Source organism: Streptococcus oralis, assembly GCF_003942875.1.
GTDB classification, from domain to species: domain Bacteria; phylum Bacillota; class Bacilli; order Lactobacillales; family Streptococcaceae; genus Streptococcus; species Streptococcus oralis_BX.
The window spans coordinates 151,578-168,869 of record NZ_RMVK01000006.1 but is presented as its reverse complement, the minus strand read 5'-3'; the positions used below and the strand labels follow the sequence as shown (position 1 = coordinate 168,869).

Below are 17,292 nucleotides of genomic sequence, written 5' to 3'. Positions count from 1 at the left end.
GAAAAAATCGCAGGAAATTTCCCACGATTTGATTCTTTTCTTATTCTGCTTCTTCGTTTGAAGCGTTCGTACTGGTTGAAGGTGCTGTCCGACCAAAGGCTGTTTCGTACAGTACCGCATTGGTTTCCAATTCTGTCACTGGCTCTTTACCTAGTGAACGACGCAAGAGATTTTGCATTTCGAGCATATGTTCTGAAGTGACGATTTGATAAGAAATTCCCTGTAGCTCAGCATCTTCTCCTCGCAATTGATGCGTTTCGATATTCTTGAAGGAATCTTGATAGCCGAGCAATTGTGGAATGCTCTTAGCTGATAAGTCCACATTGGTCTGCATGTTATCACTCAAAGCTTTGAGGATACCTTGATAATGGCTCACACTGTTTAGGCTCAAAACCTTCTCAACGATCTTTTGAATAACTTCACGTTGACGTTTTTGACGACCATAGTCTCCCTCTGGGTCTTGGTAACGCATCCGTGAATACACCAGAGCTTCCTCACCATTCAAGGTTTGTTCTCCAACACCGATAGAAATCTTATTAAACTCCTCTTGGTCAGCAATCGAAATTGGGAAACCGAGTGTATTGTTGACGGTGATCCCACCAACTGCATCCACTAATTGTTGAAGCCCTTGCATGTTAACCATCACATAGCGGTCAATATGGATATTCATCATCTTTTGAATAGTAGAAATTGCAAGTTCCGCACCACCATTAGCATAGGCCGCATTGAGTTTAGCTTCCTGAACTTGACCGTTTCCAGTCTCAATCTTGGTCAAAATATCCCGTTCCAAACTCATCATAGTGGTTTTCTTTGTTTTGGGATTAACCGTCAAGAGAATCATGGAATCACTATTTCCCGCCCACGGGTCTGTACGTTCCACATTTCCCGTATCTACCCCCATCAAGAGGATGGTCAGAGGCTCCGTCGCTTCGATAACGTTGGTTTCTTCCCCGATTTTTTTGTAAGTCTTTTTACTTAGGGTTTCTGTTCCCTGTTGGTAGATGGTATAGCCATAAACCGCTACACCTAAAACTGTTACTGCTAGGAAACCTAGCACCATTCCAATTAATTTTTTAATCATCTCGTTATTTATTTATCAGCTTGCCCATAAGACAAACATCTAAAAATATCCCTTCTGCTAAATAGGCTCCTCGTTCTTGTAAGCCTTCTGTGATAAATCCCATTTTTGAATAGAGGTGGATCGCAGCCTCGTTTCGTTTTTGTACACTAAGTTGCAAACGGCGCAAGACACCACTGGCTTTAGCCCACTCGATGCCTTCTTCTAGAAGTATAGTTGCCAAGCCTTGGTTCCAAAATTTCTTGCGAACTGCTAGAAAAACATCACCGATATGTCGAACTCTTAAATGTTGGTCCGCTGTGATATTTAAAACTCCTGCAATCTCATCATTCAGTAAGGCGAGGAGAGTAATTTGATTCTCTGATCCAGCTTGTTTTTCGATAAAAAGAGCCATTTCAGAAGCTGTCATCATGATACCATTTTCATCTAAGCTGGTAAAATCTGTCTCTTGACCAACACAATCTAAAAATGCAATTAAGGCTGTAGCATCTGAAATCTCTGCCTCACGAATACACAACTCATACTCCATCTTTAAGCTCCTTGATGAGTTGTTCAGCCCGAGAGCCATGAGCCGTAAAATGAAGACAACGACCCTCAACTTCTTTCAAAATTTCCAACTCCAAGTAAGAATCTGGTAAATCTTCACCCAAAAGATGCCCCCACTCAATAACAGTCACACCACCTCCAAAGAGAAACTCATCCAAGTCAATAGAATCAGCATCACCTTCGATACGGTAGACATCCAAGTGGTAAAGTGGCAAACGCCCTTCGTACTCTCTGACAATGGTATAGGTTGGACTTTTAATCATCTGACGGATATCCAAGCCCTTAGCAAGGCCCTTTGTAAAGGTTGTTTTACCCGCACCCAACTCTCCAGTCAAGATCAGAACATCGTCTTTTTGAAGCAAATGGCCTAATCTTTCTCCGAGAGCTAGAAGCTCTTCTTCATTTTTTGTGTGCATGCTACTATTATACCAAAAAGTTTTCTTTTGTGTGAATTTTCTTTATGGACTTACTATAACAATTTTGAAAAATTCTCCTCTACTTAAAAGAATACAACTATTGAAAAAACAAACAGAATATCCCGAATCAGGTGTCCATAAAAGGAGATTTCCCTTTGAATACATTTGGGAAAAAGGAAACGTGCGCATAGAAAACCAACACTGATATAAAGGAGAATCGAGGAAATCACTATGGGGTTCCTCAAGAAAACTATCGTAGCTAGAACGGAAATGACGACTGTTTTCTTTTTATTTAGGTAATTCTCTATATCGCGAAAAATTTTATCAAAAGGTAAGAAAATCAATAGATCTACTCCTAGCAAGAAAAAGAAGGAGGGTAAAAAGAGGTCAACCAGTTCCTGCTGCAATTTGCTAGTGGTTTGGATGCTTTCTGAGAGAACCAGACAAGTTGCCAGAAGATTGACTACTAAAAGGAGGCAATAAACTAGACTCACTTTCTTTTGAACATGTAAAATACTATGTCTAGACTGGTCTGCTGTATGGAAATAATTTATCCCAGCACAAAGAACAGAAATCCCTACTATCAAAATCAAAAAATAAGCATTGGTCTGTTTTAAAGATAAAAAAGATTCTTTCCATAATAGACAACTACTAAAACTAATCTGGATGACTGCAATCAACAATAATAAGCGAATTGATTTTACCATTTCTTTTCCCTCCCTATATGGGATTATACCTTGTGAGGAGTTTGAAATGATTGTTTCCGCCTCAAGTGTCCTTTTTTTGTGCTCAACTGACCAAAAAACAGCTCTGTTGTGCACAGAACTGTTCTTTTACCAGTCTAATCCTTAAACCAGAGAGCAATTTCACGTTTTGCAGAAGCTTCCGAATCGGAGCCATGAACTACATTTTGAATGGCTTGATTGTCTCCTGCAGCCTTGGCAAAATCTCCTCGGATAGTTCCTGGCAGAGCTTCTTCTGGACGAGTCGCCCCCATCATGGTCCGCCAAGTTTCAATTACTTTCGGACCTGATAGAATGCCCACCACTACTGGTCCTGAAGTCATAAACTGACGGATAGGAGGATAAAAACTTTTTTCAACCAAGTCTTGATAGTGTTGGTCAATCAAAGCTTCTGAAACTGCTGAACGTAACTCTAATTTTTCGAGTTTGAAACCTCGTTGTTCCATTCTTTGCAGAATTTCGCCGACCAGCCCTCTTTTCACACCATCTGGCTTAATGATAAAGAATGTTTGTTCCATATGGACACCTCCTTGGCATTTTAGTTCTTCTATTCTACCATACTTTATGAAAAAGTGGGAAAATTTTCTGAAATAAAGCAAAGAGAACCCAAAGGTTCTCTTGTTTGCTTTTATTCTACTGTTTCTTCAACTTGGATTTCCACAACTTCCTCTACAGGAGCAAGTTCTGCCTCTTCTTGTTCTGGAGCCAGATATTCTGCTTCATTGATGGCTTGTGGTTCAAGGTTACGGTAGCGAGCCATACCAGTACCAGCTGGGATGATCTTACCGATGATAACATTTTCCTTGAGTCCAAGGAGATGATCTTTCTTACCACGGATGGCCGCATCAGTAAGGACACGAGTTGTTTCCTGGAAGGAAGCCGCTGACAAGAAACTATTGGTTTCAAGTGAGGCTTTGGTGATTCCCATAAGAACTGGACGACCAGTCGCTGGAACTCCACCTGCGATAAGAACATCCTTGTTAGCATCTGTAAAGTCGTTGATGTCCATGAGAGTACCCATAAGAAGGTCTGTGTCACCTGGATCCATGACACGAACTTTACGGATCATTTGACGAACCATTACCTCGATGTGTTTGTCACCGATTTCTACCCCTTGGCTGCGGTAAACTTTTTGTACTTCACCGAGAAGGTAAGTTTCAACTGATAAGACATCACGAACAGCAAGGAGACGTTTCGGTTGGATAGAACCTTCTGTAAGAGCTGCACCACGAGAGACTTGGTCTCCAACTTCGACACGCATACGGGCTGTAAATGGTACCACGTACTCACCTTCGCCAGTTTCACCCTTAACAAAGACTTTCTTGGTACGAGTTGACGCGTCTTCTTCGATGGCAGTAACTTGTCCTTTGACCTCTGTGATGACCGCTTCCCCTTTAGGATTGCGGGCTTCAAAGATTTCTTGGACACGAGGAAGACCCTGAGTGATATCGGTATTTGAGGCAACCCCACCCGTGTGGAAGGTACGCATTGTAAGCTGTGTACCAGGTTCCCCGATAGATTGGGCAGCGATTGTACCAACTGCTTCACCAACTTCAACCGCATCACCAGTCGCCAAGTTGATACCGTAACAGTGACGGCAGACACCATGACGAGTGTTACATGTAAATACGGAACGGATAGTCACTTCTCCCACTCCAGCATTGACAATTTCACGCGCCTTGTCTTCTGTAATCAACTCATTTGGACCGATGATCACTGCACCAGTTTCTGGATGTTTAACAGTTTTCTTAGTATAACGACCATTGAGACGTTCTTCGAGAGACTCGATCATCTCTTTTCCTTCTGCGATAGAACGGATCAAGAGACCACGGTCTGTTCCACAGTCGTCCTCACGGATGATAACGTCTTGGGCAACGTCAACCAAACGACGAGTCAAGTAACCTGAGTCGGCTGTCTTAAGGGCCGTATCGGTCATACCTTTACGGGCACCGTGAGTTGAGAAGAACATTTCGAGTACTGACAAACCTTCGCGGAAGTTTGAAAGGATTGGCAATTCCATGATACGTCCGTTCGGAGCGGCCATCAGACCACGCATACCGGCAAGCTGTGAGAAGTTTGAGATGTTACCACGGGCTCCAGAGTCCATCATCATAACGATTGGGTTCTTAGGATCTTGGTTGGCAACCAAACGTTTCTCCAATTTTTCACGGGCAGCACGCCATTCAGCTGTAACAGCGTTGTAGCGCTCGTCGTCTGTGATCATACCACGACGGAATTGTTTGGTGATTTGTTCTACACGTTTGTGTGATTCTTCGATGATTTCAGCCTTGTCTTCAACGACTGGGATATCGGCAATACCCACTGTCAAACCTGCAAGAGTTGAGTGGTGGTAACCGAGGTTCTTCATGCGGTCAAGTAGGGCAGAAGTTTCTGTCGTACGGAAACGTTTGAAGATTTCAGCGATGATATTCCCAAGATTTTTCTTCTTGAATGGAGGGTTGAGTTCAAGATTGCTGATTGCTTCCTTGATATCTCCACCTAGTGGCAAGAAGTATTTAGCTGGAACACCTTCTGTTAAGTTGGCATTTGTTGGTTCTTGCAAGTAAGGCAGACCCTCTGGCATGATGTCATTGAAGAGGATTTTACCAACTGTTGTCAGCAAGACCTTGTGTTTTTGTTCTTCTGTCCATGGTTTGTTGAGGCTATCTGTTGCAATACCAACACGTGAGTGAAGGTGAACATAGCCATTGCGGTAAGCCATAACAGCTTCGTCACGGTCCTTGAAGACCATTCCTTCACCCTCACGACCAGCTTCTTCCATAGTCAAGTAGTAGTTACCCAAAACCATGTCCTGAGATGGAGTAACAACTGGTTTACCATCTTTCGGGTTCAAGATATGCTCAGCAGCCAACATCAAGATACGAGCTTCTGCTTGGGCTTCTTCCGAAAGCGGTACGTGGATGGCCATTTGGTCACCGTCAAAGTCGGCATTATAGGCTTCACAGACAAGTGGGTGCAAGCGAAGAGCCTTACCATCAATCAAGACTGGCTCGAAGGCTTGGATCCCCAAACGGTGAAGGGTCGGTGCGCGGTTCAAAAGTACTGGGTGTTCTTTGATTACTTCTTCAAGAATATCCCAGATACGTTCGTCTCCGCGTTCTACCAAGCGTTTAGCTGCCTTAACGTTTTGCACAATGTCACGAGCGACGATTTCACGCATGACGAATGGTTTAAAGAGCTCAATCGCCATTTCGCGTGGTACACCACATTGGTACATCTTAAGAGTTGGACCAACGGCGATAACGGAACGTCCTGAGAAGTCAACACGTTTACCGAGCAAGTTTTGACGGAAGCGTCCTTGTTTACCTTTAAGCATGTGGCTCAATGATTTGAGTGGACGGCTACCTGGTCCTGTAATCGGGCGACCACGACGACCGTTGTCAATCAAAGCGTCAACCGCTTCTTGAAGCATACGCTTCTCATTTTGAACGATGATACCTGGTGCATTCAACTCAAGCAAACGAGCCAAACGGTTGTTACGGTTGATAACACGACGATAAAGGTCATTCAAATCAGATGAGGCAAATCGGCCACCATCCAACTGCAACATTGGACGAAGATCTGGTGGAATAACCGGAAGGATGTTGAGAATCATCCATTCAGGTTTATTTCCAGACTTGTAAAAGGCATCCAAAACATCCAAACGACGGATGGCTTTGACACGTTTTTGTCCAGTAGCTGTTTTCAACTCTTCTTTGAGTTCCGCAATTTCTTTTTCAAGATCTACTTGTTTCAAAAGGTCTTGGATAGCTTCGGCACCCATTTTGGCAACGAATGATCCATAACCATACTCACGCAAGCGCTCACGGTATTCGCGCTCTGTCATGATAGACTTGTGCTCAAGTGGTGTATCCTTAGGATCAATCACCACATAAGCCGCAAAGTAGATAACTTCCTCGAGGGCACGAGGGCTCATATCAAGAGTCAAGCCCATACGGCTTGGAATCCCCTTGAAATACCAGATGTGAGATACAGGAGCCTTCAACTCGATGTGCCCCATACGCTCACGACGAACTTTCGTACGCGTTACTTCAACCCCACAGCGGTCACAAACAATCCCTCTGTAACGAATGCGTTTGTACTTACCACAAGCACATTCCCAGTCCTTTGTAGGACCAAAGATGACTTCGTCAAAGAGTCCTTCACGTTCTGGTTTCAACGTACGGTAATTGATTGTTTCAGGTTTCTTGACTTCTCCATAAGACCATGAACGGACTTTGCTTGGAGAAGCTAGGGTGATTTGCATACTTTTAAAACGATTTACATCAACCACTATTTCTTCCCTTTCTATTCTAAGTGAACTGCTTATTCTTGTTCAGCAGCTTCTTCTGTTGCTTCCGCTTTTGTTGCTTTCTCAGCTTCTTCAGCTTCAAAGGCTGCTTTAGCCTCTTGGGCTGCTTTTTCGCGGGCTTTTTCAAGGTCATCTACGTGGATGACATCTTCGTCCATTCCTTCATCCAAGTCGCGAAGTTCCACTTCTTGGTCATCTTCGTCAAGGACACGCATGTCAAGACCAAGAGATTGCAATTCTTTGACAAGAACTCGGAAGGATTCTGGAACACCTGGTTTTGGAATTGGTTTTCCTTTTGTAATGGCTTCATAAGCTTTCAAACGTCCGTTGATATCGTCAGACTTGTAGGTCAAGATTTCTTGAAGGACATTTGACGCACCGTAGGCTTCAAGAGCCCAAACCTCCATCTCACCGAAACGTTGTCCACCAAACTGAGCTTTACCTCCGAGTGGTTGTTGGGTAACGGTTGAGTATGGTCCGACTGAACGCGCGTGCAATTTATCATCAACCATGTGGTGGAGTTTGATCATGTACATGACACCAACTGATACACGGTTGTCAAACGGCTCACCTGTACGTCCATCGTAAAGGATTGTTTTGGCATCGCTATCCATACCTGCTTCTTTAACAGTGTCCCAAAGGTCTTCAGAACTTGCTCCGTCAAAGACTGGTGTTGCGATGTGGATACCAAGAGTACGGGCTGCCATACCAAGGTGGAGTTCCATAACCTGACCGATATTCATACGTGATGGTACCCCAAGTGGGTTCAACATGATATCGACTGGAGTTCCATCTGGCAAGTATGGCATGTCTTCTACAGGAACGATACGAGAGACAACCCCTTTGTTTCCGTGACGTCCGGCCATCTTATCTCCGACCTTGATCTTACGTTTTTGAGCGATGTAGACGCGAACCAGCATGTTAACGCCAGATTGCAATTCATCACCGTTTGCACGTGTAAAGATCTTAACATCACGAACGACACCATCGGCACCATGAGGTACACGAAGCGAGGTATCACGTACTTCACGAGACTTGTCTCCGAAGATAGCGTGCAAGAGACGTTCTTCAGCAGAAAGGTCTTTCTCACCCTTAGGTGTGACTTTACCTACAAGGATATCTCCTTCTTTAACCTCAGCACCGATACGGATAATACCCATTTCGTCAAGGTCTTTAAGAGCATCTTCACCAACGTTTGGAATTTCACGAGTAATTTCTTCAGGCCCAAGCTTTGTATCGCGCGTTTCTGATTCATATTCTTCGAGGTGGACAGATGTGTAGACATCGTCTTTGACCAAGCGTTCGCTCATGATAACGGCATCCTCGAAGTTGTAACCTTCCCATGTCATGTAGGCAACGATTGGGTTTTGTCCAAGCGCCATTTCCCCTTTTTCCATAGAAGGTCCGTCAGCGATAAAGTCGCCTTTTTCAACGACATCGCCAACTTTAACGAGAGTGCGTTGGTTGTAGGCAGTACCTGAGTTTGAACGACGGAATTTTTGGATGTGGTAGACATCCAATGAACCATCTTCACGACGTACTTCTACCTTGTCAGCATCTGCGTATGTAACTTTACCATCATACTGAGCAATAACAGCAGCACCAGAGTCATGAGCTGCTTGATACTCCATACCTGTACCAACGTAAGGTGCTTTTGGATCAATCAAAGGCACAGCCTGACGTTGCATGTTGGCACCCATGAGGGCACGGTTGGAGTCATCGTTTTCCAAGAAAGGAATACATGCAGTCGCAACGGCAACTACCTGTTTTGGTGACACGTCCATGTAGTCAACCACTTCTGCTGGATACTCTTGGTTGACCCCTTGGTGACGTCCCATGACAACTTTCTCAGCAAAAGTACCGTCTTCGTTGAGGCGAGAGTTAGCCTGCGCTACAGTATATTCATCTTCTTCATCGGCTGTCAGCCAAACGATTTCGTTTGTGACTACACCTGTTTCACGGTCAACCTTACGGTATGGTGTTTGAACAAATCCATACTTATTCAAGTGTCCATAAGATGACAAGTTATTGATCAAACCGATGTTAGGTCCTTCAGGTGTCTCGATTGGACACATACGACCATAGTGAGTGTAGTGTACGTCACGGACTTCATATCCAGCACGGTCACGTGTCAAACCACCAGGTCCTAAGGCTGACAAACGACGTTTGTGAGACAACTCAGAAAGCGGGTTGTGTTGGTCCATGAACTGTGACAACTGTGATGAACCAAAGAATTCTTTAACCGCAGCTGTTACAGGACGGATATTGATGATTTGTTGTGGTGTCAAGACTTCATTGTCCTGAACAGACATACGTTCACGGACATTACGTTCCATACGAGAAAGTCCAAGACGTACTTGGTTGGCAAGCAATTCACCAACTGCACGGATACGACGGTTTCCAAGGTGGTCGATATCATCCACACGTCCGATACCTTCAGCCAAGTTGAGGAAGTAGCTCATCTCTGCAAGGATATCCGCAGGAGTTACAACACGAACCTTGTCGTCTGGATTGGCATTTCCGATGATGGTTACAACACGGTCTGGGTCTGTTGGGGCAACAACCTTGAATTTTTGAAGCACAACTGGTTCTGTCAGAACAGCTGCATCGTTTGGAATATAAACGATCTTGTTCAAGTCGCCATCCAAGTGGTGCTCGATACTCTCGATCACGCTACGAGTCATAACGGTACCAGCTTCTACCAAGATTTCACCAGTTTCAGGGTCTACCAATGGCTCCGCAATGGTTTGGTTGAGCAAGCGTGTTTTAACGTTGAGTTTTTTATTGATCTTGTAACGACCAACAGCTGCCAAATCGTAGCGACGTGGGTCAAAGAAACGTGCTACAAGCAAGCTACGTGAGCTTTCAGCAGTCTTAGGCTCACCTGGACGAAGGCGTTCATAAATTTCTTTCAAAGCTTCGTCTGTACGAGAGTCCATTGGATTCTTGTGGATATCTTTTTCAACGGTGTTGCGAACCAATTCGCTATCACCAAAGATATCAAAGATTTCATCATCACCTGAGAAACCAAGCGCACGAACCAAGGTCGTAAATGGAATCTTACGAGTTCGGTCGATACGAGTATAAGCGATGTCTTTTGAGTCGCTTTCCAGTTCCAACCAAGCTCCACGGTTAGGGATAACAGTAGAACCGTAGCCCACTTTACCGTTCTTGTCTACTTTGTCATTAAAGTAAACACCTGGTGAGCGGACCAACTGAGAAACGATAATACGTTCACCACCATTGATGATGAAAGTACCCATTTCGGTCATGATTGGGAAATCACCAAAGAAAACTTCTTGGGTCTTGATTTCGCCTGTTTCTTTATTGATCAAGCGGAAGGTTACAAAAATGGGTGCTGAGTAGCTAGCATCGTGGATACGAGCTTCTTCAAGCGTGTATTTTGGTTCCTTGATTTCATAGCCAACAAATTCCAACTCCATTGTGTCTGTGAAGTTTGAAATTGGTAATACATCTTCAAATACTTCCTTAAGACCGTGATCTAGGAAATCTTTGAATGAATCCGTTTGAATTTCAATCAAATTTGGTAAGTCAAGAACTTCTTTGATTCTTGAAAAACTACGACGGGTACGATGTTTCCCGTATTGAACGTCATGTCCTGCCAAGATGATTCTCCTTTGTAAATAAATTCCAAGCCTTGTCAATCAGGCTTTTCTAATCGTCATATGGTTTTTAAAACCCCTATCACCGTGTCCCTTTGATGAATTTTCAGAATCTTTAAATCTTTGTTACAAGCACTCAAAAACCTGAAAAAAAGCACAAAAAGAGCAGCTAAATCTGACTTTTTCAGAAGATTTAACTGCTGTGAGCCTTGTCTGGACAATATTTCAGACAAAACCTACGACAAATGATTATTCATATTATACCTTATTTAGCTAGATTTTTCAAGGTTTTTTTACTATTTTTTAAACAATCTTTTCCTATATATTATTTTAAAATTTCAAGAAAATGAAGCATTATATTTTCTCTTAAAAGTTAGGAAAACGCTTGCACTAATGTTTACCTCGTGCTATACTGATAGGGAACAACTACACAAGGAGAATTGTGATGAAAAAGATCCCATCTCAAACTGAGAAAAAAATGATTTACGGTATCCGTTCCTTGAAGAACGGAACTGGTTCTGTCCTTATTGGTGCCAGCATTATCCTGCTTTCTGCTGCAATGCCAACTATTTCGGCTAACGAAAACCTGCCTCAGACTCAGGAAAATACCAGCGCTGTGACCAAGGCCCCTACTGAGACTGAAACGAGTCAAACTCAAACGGAAACGCCTATTTCTGAACAAAAGAATGCAAACGCTTCCCTTGATTCTAAAAAGGAAGCTCCAGCTGCGGAAACTACTACAGCACTAGAAACACCTAAAACAGAAGATGCTAGCACAAGCCAGACTAACAGCAAGGAAGAGAAAGTAGATGCCAGCACTTCGACGCCAACTTCAGATCAAAAACCACAAGCTGACACATCTTCTGAAGAACCCATCGCAGACAACCACTTCCGCATCCATGTAAAAAAACTCCCTGAAGAAAACAAAGATTCTCAAGGTCTTTGGACTTGGGACGATGTTGAAAAGCCGTCTGAAAACTGGCCCAATGGAGCCAAGTCCTTCAAGGATGCCAAGCAAGATGACTACGGCTATTATCTAGACGTCAAACTTAAGAATGATCAAGCCAAGAAAGTCAGCTTCCTCATCAACAATACCAAAGGGGATAACCTGACGGGAGACCGTTCTGTAGAGCGCCTCTCTCCAAAAATGAACGAGGCCTGGCTAGATGAAAACTACAAGGTATACAATTATCGCCCTCAACCAGCAGGAACTATTCGTGTCAACTACTACCGCACCGATGGAAACTATGACAAAAAATCTCTTTGGTATTGGGGCGATGTTAAAAACCCAAGCAGTGGAGAATGGCCTGACGGTACTGACTTTACAGCAACTGGAAAATATGGCCGTTACATTGATATCCCACTCAATGAAGCTGCAAGAGAATTTGGATTTTTATTACTAGACGAAAGCAAGAAAGGCGATGATGTGAAAATCAGAAAAGAAGATTATAAATTCACTGATCTAAAAAATCACAGTCAGATTTTCCTCAAAGATGATGACGAAACCATCTACACCAACCCCTATTATGTGCACGATATCCGCATGACTGGTGCCCAACACGTGGCTAAATCTCGTATCGAAAGCAGTTTTTCTACCCTCGTTGGAGCTAAGAAAGACGATATCCTCAAACACTCCAGCATCACTGATTACCAAGGGAATAAAGTAGCTATCACAGACGTGGAAGTGGATGAGGCAGGTAAAAAAGTGACCTATATCGGCGACTTCTCTGACACCCAACACCCTTACACTGTCAGCTACAATTCAGACCGCTTTACCACACGTTCAAGCTGGCGCCTCAAGGATGAGTCCTACAGTTACGATGGTCCACTCGGCGCAACTCTAAAAGAAGATGGCAAGCGTGTTGACCTCACCCTCTGGTCTCCAAGCGCTGATAAGGTTTCCGTTGTCGTATATGACAAGAAAGACCCTGAAAAGGTAGTCGGAACTGTCGCCCTTGAAAAAGGAGAAAAAGGAACCTGGAAACAAACTCTGGATGCAAACTCTGGTCTCGGTATCAGCAACTACACTGGCTACTACTACCACTACCAGATCGAGCGCCAAGGTAAAACTGTCCTCGTTCTTGACCCTTATGCCAAATCATTAGCAGCTTGGAATAGTGACCTAGCAAAAACAGATGCCGCTCATAAGGTCGCTAAAGCTGCCTTTGTGGACCCATCTAAACTAGGCCCACAAGATTTGACCTACGGTAAGATTCGCAATTTCAAATCGCGCGAAGATGCTGTCATCTATGAAGCCCATGTTCGTGACTTCACCTCAGATCCTGCCATCGCAAAAGACTTGACCAAGCCATTTGGTACCTTTGAAGCCTTTATCGAAAAACTGGACTATCTCAAAGACTTGGGTGTGACCCACATCCAGCTCCTTCCAGTCTTGTCCTACTACTTTGTCAATGAATTGAAGAACCAAGAACGTTTGTCTGCCTACGCTTCAAGCAACAGCAACTATAACTGGGGATATGACCCTCAAAACTACTTCTCCTTGACTGGTATGTACTCAAGCGATCCTAAGGATCCAGAAAAACGTATCGCAGAATTCAAAAATCTCATCAACGAAATCCACAAACGTGGCATGGGGGCTATCCTGGACGTGGTCTACAACCATACTGCAAATGTTGACATTTTTGAGGATATTGAGCCAAACTACTATCACTTTATGGATGCAGACGGAACTCCACGTACTAGCTTCGGAGGCGGCCGTTTGGGAACTACCCACTACATGTCTAAACGTGTCTTGGTAGACTCCATCAAGTATCTGGTTGAAACTTACAAAGTGGATGGTTTCCGCTTCGATATGATGGGTGACCACGATGCGGCTTCAATCGAAGAAGCTTACAAGGCTGCACGCGCCCTCAATCCAAATCTTATCATGCTAGGTGAAGGCTGGAGAACCTATACTGGTGATGAAAATACGCCTGTACAACCTGCTGACCAAGATTGGATGAAGAAAACAGATACTGTCGCTGTCTTTTCAGACGACATCCGTAACAACCTCAAGTCTGGCTATCCAAACGAAGGTCAACCTGCCTTTATCACAGGTGGCAAACGCGATATCAATACCATCTTTAAAAATCTGATTGCCCAACCAACTAACTTTGAGGCTGACAATCCTGGAGATGTTATCCAGTATATCGCAGCCCATGATAACTTGACCCTCTTTGACATCATTGCCCAGTCTATCAAAAAAGATCCAAGCAAGGCTGAGAACTATGCTGAAATCCATCGCCGTTTGCGACTTGGAAACCTCATGGTCTTGACTGCTCAAGGAACTCCGTTTATCCACTCTGGGCAGGAATATGGACGTACCAAACAATTCCTTGATCCAGCCTATAAGACTCCTGTTCCAGACGATAAGGTCCCAAACAAGTCTCACTTGTTGCGCGACAAGGACGGCAAGCCGTTTGTCTATCCTTACTTTATCCATGACTCTTACGACTCTAGTGATGCCATTAACAAGTTTGACTGGACTAAGGCTACAGATGGAAAAGCATATCCTGAAAATGTCAAGAGCCGTGACTATATGAAAGGATTGATCGCTCTTCGTCAATCGACAGATGCCTTCCGACTTAAGAGTCTGCAAGATATCAAGGAGCGCGTCCAACTCATTACTGTCCCAGGACAAAATGGCGTTGAAAAAGAAGATGTGACCATCGGCTACCAAATCACTGCTCCAAACGGTGATGTCTACGCTGTCTTTGTCAATGCGGATGATAAGGCTCGTGAATTTACTCTAGGAACTGCATTTGCTCACTTGAGAAAAGCTGAAGTCCTGGCAGATGAAAATCAAGCCGGACCAGTAGGAATCGCTAAACCTCAAGGTCTCGAATGGACTGAAAAAGGCTTAAAATTGAACGCTCTCACTGCCGTTGTTCTCCGCTTGTCTCAAGGTGGTGCTATTGTCGCTCCAGCTGTGGAAGAAAAACCAGAATTTGATCTTTCTAGCTTGGAAGTCGAACAAGAACAAGGCCGAGCTCAAAGCCTAGCAGCTAATCCTGAAACTCAAGAAACCGCTGCAGAGGCTCACTCTCAGAACCTCCTTCCAAACACAGGAACCGAGAGCAAATCCCTTCTTGCCCTTGCTGGATTCAGCATCCTTGCCCTTCTCGGACTTGGATGGTTGATAAAAAACAAGAAAAAGAAATAACACTCAATGAAAATCAAAGAGTAAACCAGGAAGCTAATCGCAGGCTACTCAAAGCACAGCTTTGAGCTTGTAGATAAGGCGAAGCTGACCTGGTTTAAAGAGATTTTCAAAGAGTATAAACTAGCCCTCCTATAGAGAAAACACCCCATGGTCAGAAGAATCTTCTAGTCATGGGGTGTTGTTTTTATGATACACTTATCTATCAAATCATATATTCTACACTATAGGTGGCATCTGATAAGATACGAGCCAGGAATTGCTTGGTTCGTTCTTCTTGTGGACGACTAAAGAAATCGTGGGGATTGTTCTCCTCTACGATACGGCCTCCATCCATGAAAATAACGTGGTTTGCGACATCTCTAGCAAATCCCATCTCATGCGTGACGACCACCATGGTCACACCTTCTCCCGCCAACTGTTTCAGAACATCCAAAACATCTCCAACCAACTCAGGGTCTAGTGCCGATGTTGGTTCATCTAGCAAAATGACCTCGGGCTTGACGGCAATAGCACGCGCAATTCCTATTCGTTGTTGTTGTCCTCCAGATAGTTGTGAAGGGTAGTAGTCTTTGTAGGCTAGTAAACCAACTTTTTCCAAGGCAGATTCTGCACGTTTTAGCGCTTCTTCCTTGGGAACTTTACGAGCGACGATTAGACCTTCTAGAATATTTTCCAGAGCAGTTTTATTTGCAAAAAGATTGTAGTGTTGGAAAACAAAGGCTGTTTTTTGGCGAATTTCTAGAATGTCTTTCTTGCTTAATTTGGCCAAGTCATAAGTTTTTCCTGCCAAGGTCAAACGGCCACTGTCAGCTTTTTCTAAGTGGTTGAGACAACGGAGAAAGGTCGTTTTCCCCGAACCTGATGGTCCTAAGATAACGACGACATCCCCTTGGTTAACCTGAAGATTGACATCCTCCAAGACCTGCCTCTCTCCAAATGTTTTTGCGATATGTTCTACTTGTAACATCCTGTCCTCCTATACAAAACGCGCGCTAGATGCTTTTGCTCTCTCTTCTTTTTTCACATAGCCTTTTTCCAGTAGGGAGAAGCCCCACTGAATCAAACCACAGATCAAAATATACTGCAAAAAGATCACAAAATAAGACTCAAAATACTGGTAACCGTAGGACGCTTCCACACGAGCAATAGCGGTGATATCCTTGATAGTCATAACAAAGACCAGGGAGGTCCCTTTGACGATATTGATCACCAGATTGGCCAAGTTAGGCAAGGCTGAGCGCAAGGCTTGAGGAAAAACAATCCTTAGATAAGCCTGGGTCGTAGTCAGCCCAATTGCATGCGCTGCCTCTAGTTGTCCCTTGTCCACCGTCAAGATAGCTGAACGCAAAATCTCCGACAAACTCCCGACTGTCATCAAACTATAAATGATGAAGGCATAGTAGAGAGGATCAAGTTTGAAAATATCAAAGTCACTTCCTATGCTTTTGAGAAATTGATTCAGCAAACTTGGAAACAAACTATAAAAGAAGAGAATCAATAAAATCGGAGGAGTCGCTCGGATAAAAGCCAGATAGACTAGAGAAAAACTCCTCACCCCTCGAACCTTGTAAATCTGCCCTAAGGCTAAAAATAGAGCTGGTAAAAAGCTTAAGACCATAGCCACAATCATGATAATCAAGGTGATTGGCACACCCTTCAAGGTCTCCAGAAAGGTCTTTACAATATAGTCTATATCCATTTCTTACCTCCCTTTTGTCTCCAAAGACTTCTCAAGCAAACGACTCAAGCTAGAAATAACCAAGGCAATCCCCCAGTAAAGAAGCGCAACTGCCGTATAGGTTTCCAGAGAGTAGTTCCCTAAATTGCGACTAATCAAGAGATTCCCCGCCCCCATAACATCAACGAAACCAATCGTATAGGCCAAGGCAGCATCTCGCATGAGATTGAGTATAGCGGTCGTTATATTGGGAAGAGCAACTTGAAAAGCTTGAGGAAAAATGATTCTCCAAAAAGTCTGACTTGGAGTCAAACCAATACTAAGCCCGGCCTCTGTCTGCCCCTTTGGAATAGCTTGATAGGCTGCCTTGAAAACCTCGGCAACAATAGCCGCAAACAAGAGAATCATCGTCAAGAGAACAAAAATAGTTTTAGACCAATTGTTGATATCCAAACCAAGCCACCATTTCAGAAATTCTGGCAAGCCATAAAAGACTAGAAAAAGCAAGACAATCGGAGGTGTACAACGAAGGGTAAAGATATAGCCTTTGGAAATCGCTGCAAAACTCTTGTCTTCTCCTACTTGCGCCCAGGCCAAGAGACCTCCAAAAAGGGAACCAAGAAGAGTGGTAAAAAAGAGAATGGACAAGGTCATAGGAAGTGCCTGCCATAAGGTCGGTAAAAACTGAAAGACCTTGGAAAAATCATAAGAAACCATGCAAAACCCTTTCTAGT

At 43.8% G+C, this 17,292-nt stretch carries 11 protein-coding genes; 1 reads left to right on the top strand and 10 read right to left on the bottom strand.

Annotated features, from left to right (window positions below; genetic code table 11):
• Window positions 1–40 precede the first annotated feature (40 nt).
• The 7 genes from lytR to rpoB all read right to left on the bottom strand — a co-directional run bounded on the left by lytR (window position 41) and on the right by rpoB (window position 10,721).
• Window positions 41–1,081, bottom strand: coding sequence for a glycopolymer--peptidoglycan transferase LytR (gene lytR, locus D8844_RS08095; protein ID WP_000592174.1), 1,041 nt, complete (start codon window positions 1,079–1,081; stop codon window positions 41–43).
• A gap of 4 nt (window positions 1,082–1,085) precedes the next feature.
• The gene (locus tag D8844_RS08090; protein ID WP_125423267.1) at window positions 1,086–1,607 is read right to left on the bottom strand and encodes a GNAT family N-acetyltransferase; all 522 of its coding nucleotides are present in this window, start codon (window positions 1,605–1,607) and stop codon (window positions 1,086–1,088) included.
• On the bottom strand, window positions 1,597–2,040 hold the full coding sequence (gene tsaE / locus D8844_RS08085; protein ID WP_125423264.1) for a tRNA (adenosine(37)-N6)-threonylcarbamoyltransferase complex ATPase subunit type 1 TsaE: 444 nt from the start codon (window positions 2,038–2,040) through the stop codon (window positions 1,597–1,599). The genes D8844_RS08090 and tsaE overlap by 11 nt, the downstream gene beginning before the upstream one ends.
• A gap of 83 nt (window positions 2,041–2,123) precedes the next feature.
• A complete protein-coding gene (locus tag D8844_RS08080) occupies window positions 2,124–2,747 on the bottom strand; it encodes a hypothetical protein (protein ID WP_125423261.1) in 624 nt (207 codons plus the stop codon).
• A 134-nt stretch (window positions 2,748–2,881) separates the two neighbouring features.
• The gene (ndk, locus tag D8844_RS08075) at window positions 2,882–3,301 is read right to left on the bottom strand and encodes a nucleoside-diphosphate kinase (protein ID WP_000438280.1); all 420 of its coding nucleotides are present in this window, start codon (window positions 3,299–3,301) and stop codon (window positions 2,882–2,884) included.
• A gap of 110 nt (window positions 3,302–3,411) precedes the next feature.
• The gene (rpoC, locus tag D8844_RS08070; protein ID WP_185757680.1) at window positions 3,412–7,077 is read right to left on the bottom strand and encodes a DNA-directed RNA polymerase subunit beta'; all 3,666 of its coding nucleotides are present in this window, start codon (window positions 7,075–7,077) and stop codon (window positions 3,412–3,414) included.
• Window positions 7,078–7,109: 32 nt separating this feature from the next.
• A complete protein-coding gene (rpoB, locus tag D8844_RS08065) occupies window positions 7,110–10,721 on the bottom strand; it encodes a DNA-directed RNA polymerase subunit beta (RefSeq protein ID WP_125423258.1) in 3,612 nt (1,203 codons plus the stop codon).
• Window positions 10,722–11,163: 442 nt separating this feature from the next.
• On the opposite strand from rpoB, the gene D8844_RS08060 reads away from it, so the two are divergent.
• A complete protein-coding gene (locus D8844_RS08060; RefSeq protein ID WP_125423255.1) occupies window positions 11,164–14,880 on the top strand; it encodes a pullulanase in 3,717 nt (1,238 codons plus the stop codon).
• 202 nt (window positions 14,881–15,082) lie between these two features.
• On the opposite strand, the gene D8844_RS08050 is transcribed toward D8844_RS08060, so the two are convergent.
• From D8844_RS08050 to D8844_RS08040, 3 genes are read right to left on the bottom strand one after another with little or no spacing between them, the layout of a single operon-like run.
• Window positions 15,083–15,847, bottom strand: a complete 765-nt coding sequence (locus tag D8844_RS08050; RefSeq protein ID WP_000942252.1) for an amino acid ABC transporter ATP-binding protein — start codon at window positions 15,845–15,847, stop codon at window positions 15,083–15,085.
• A gap of 9 nt (window positions 15,848–15,856) precedes the next feature.
• Window positions 15,857–16,579: an amino acid ABC transporter permease gene (locus D8844_RS08045; RefSeq protein WP_125423252.1), complete on the bottom strand. Its 723-nt coding sequence runs from the start codon at window positions 16,577–16,579 to the stop codon at window positions 15,857–15,859.
• A gap of 3 nt (window positions 16,580–16,582) precedes the next feature.
• Window positions 16,583–17,275 (bottom strand): amino acid ABC transporter permease, encoded by a 693-nt coding sequence (locus tag D8844_RS08040; RefSeq protein ID WP_000255460.1) that lies wholly within the window; start codon window positions 17,273–17,275, stop codon window positions 16,583–16,585.
• Window positions 17,276–17,292 lie beyond the last annotated feature (17 nt).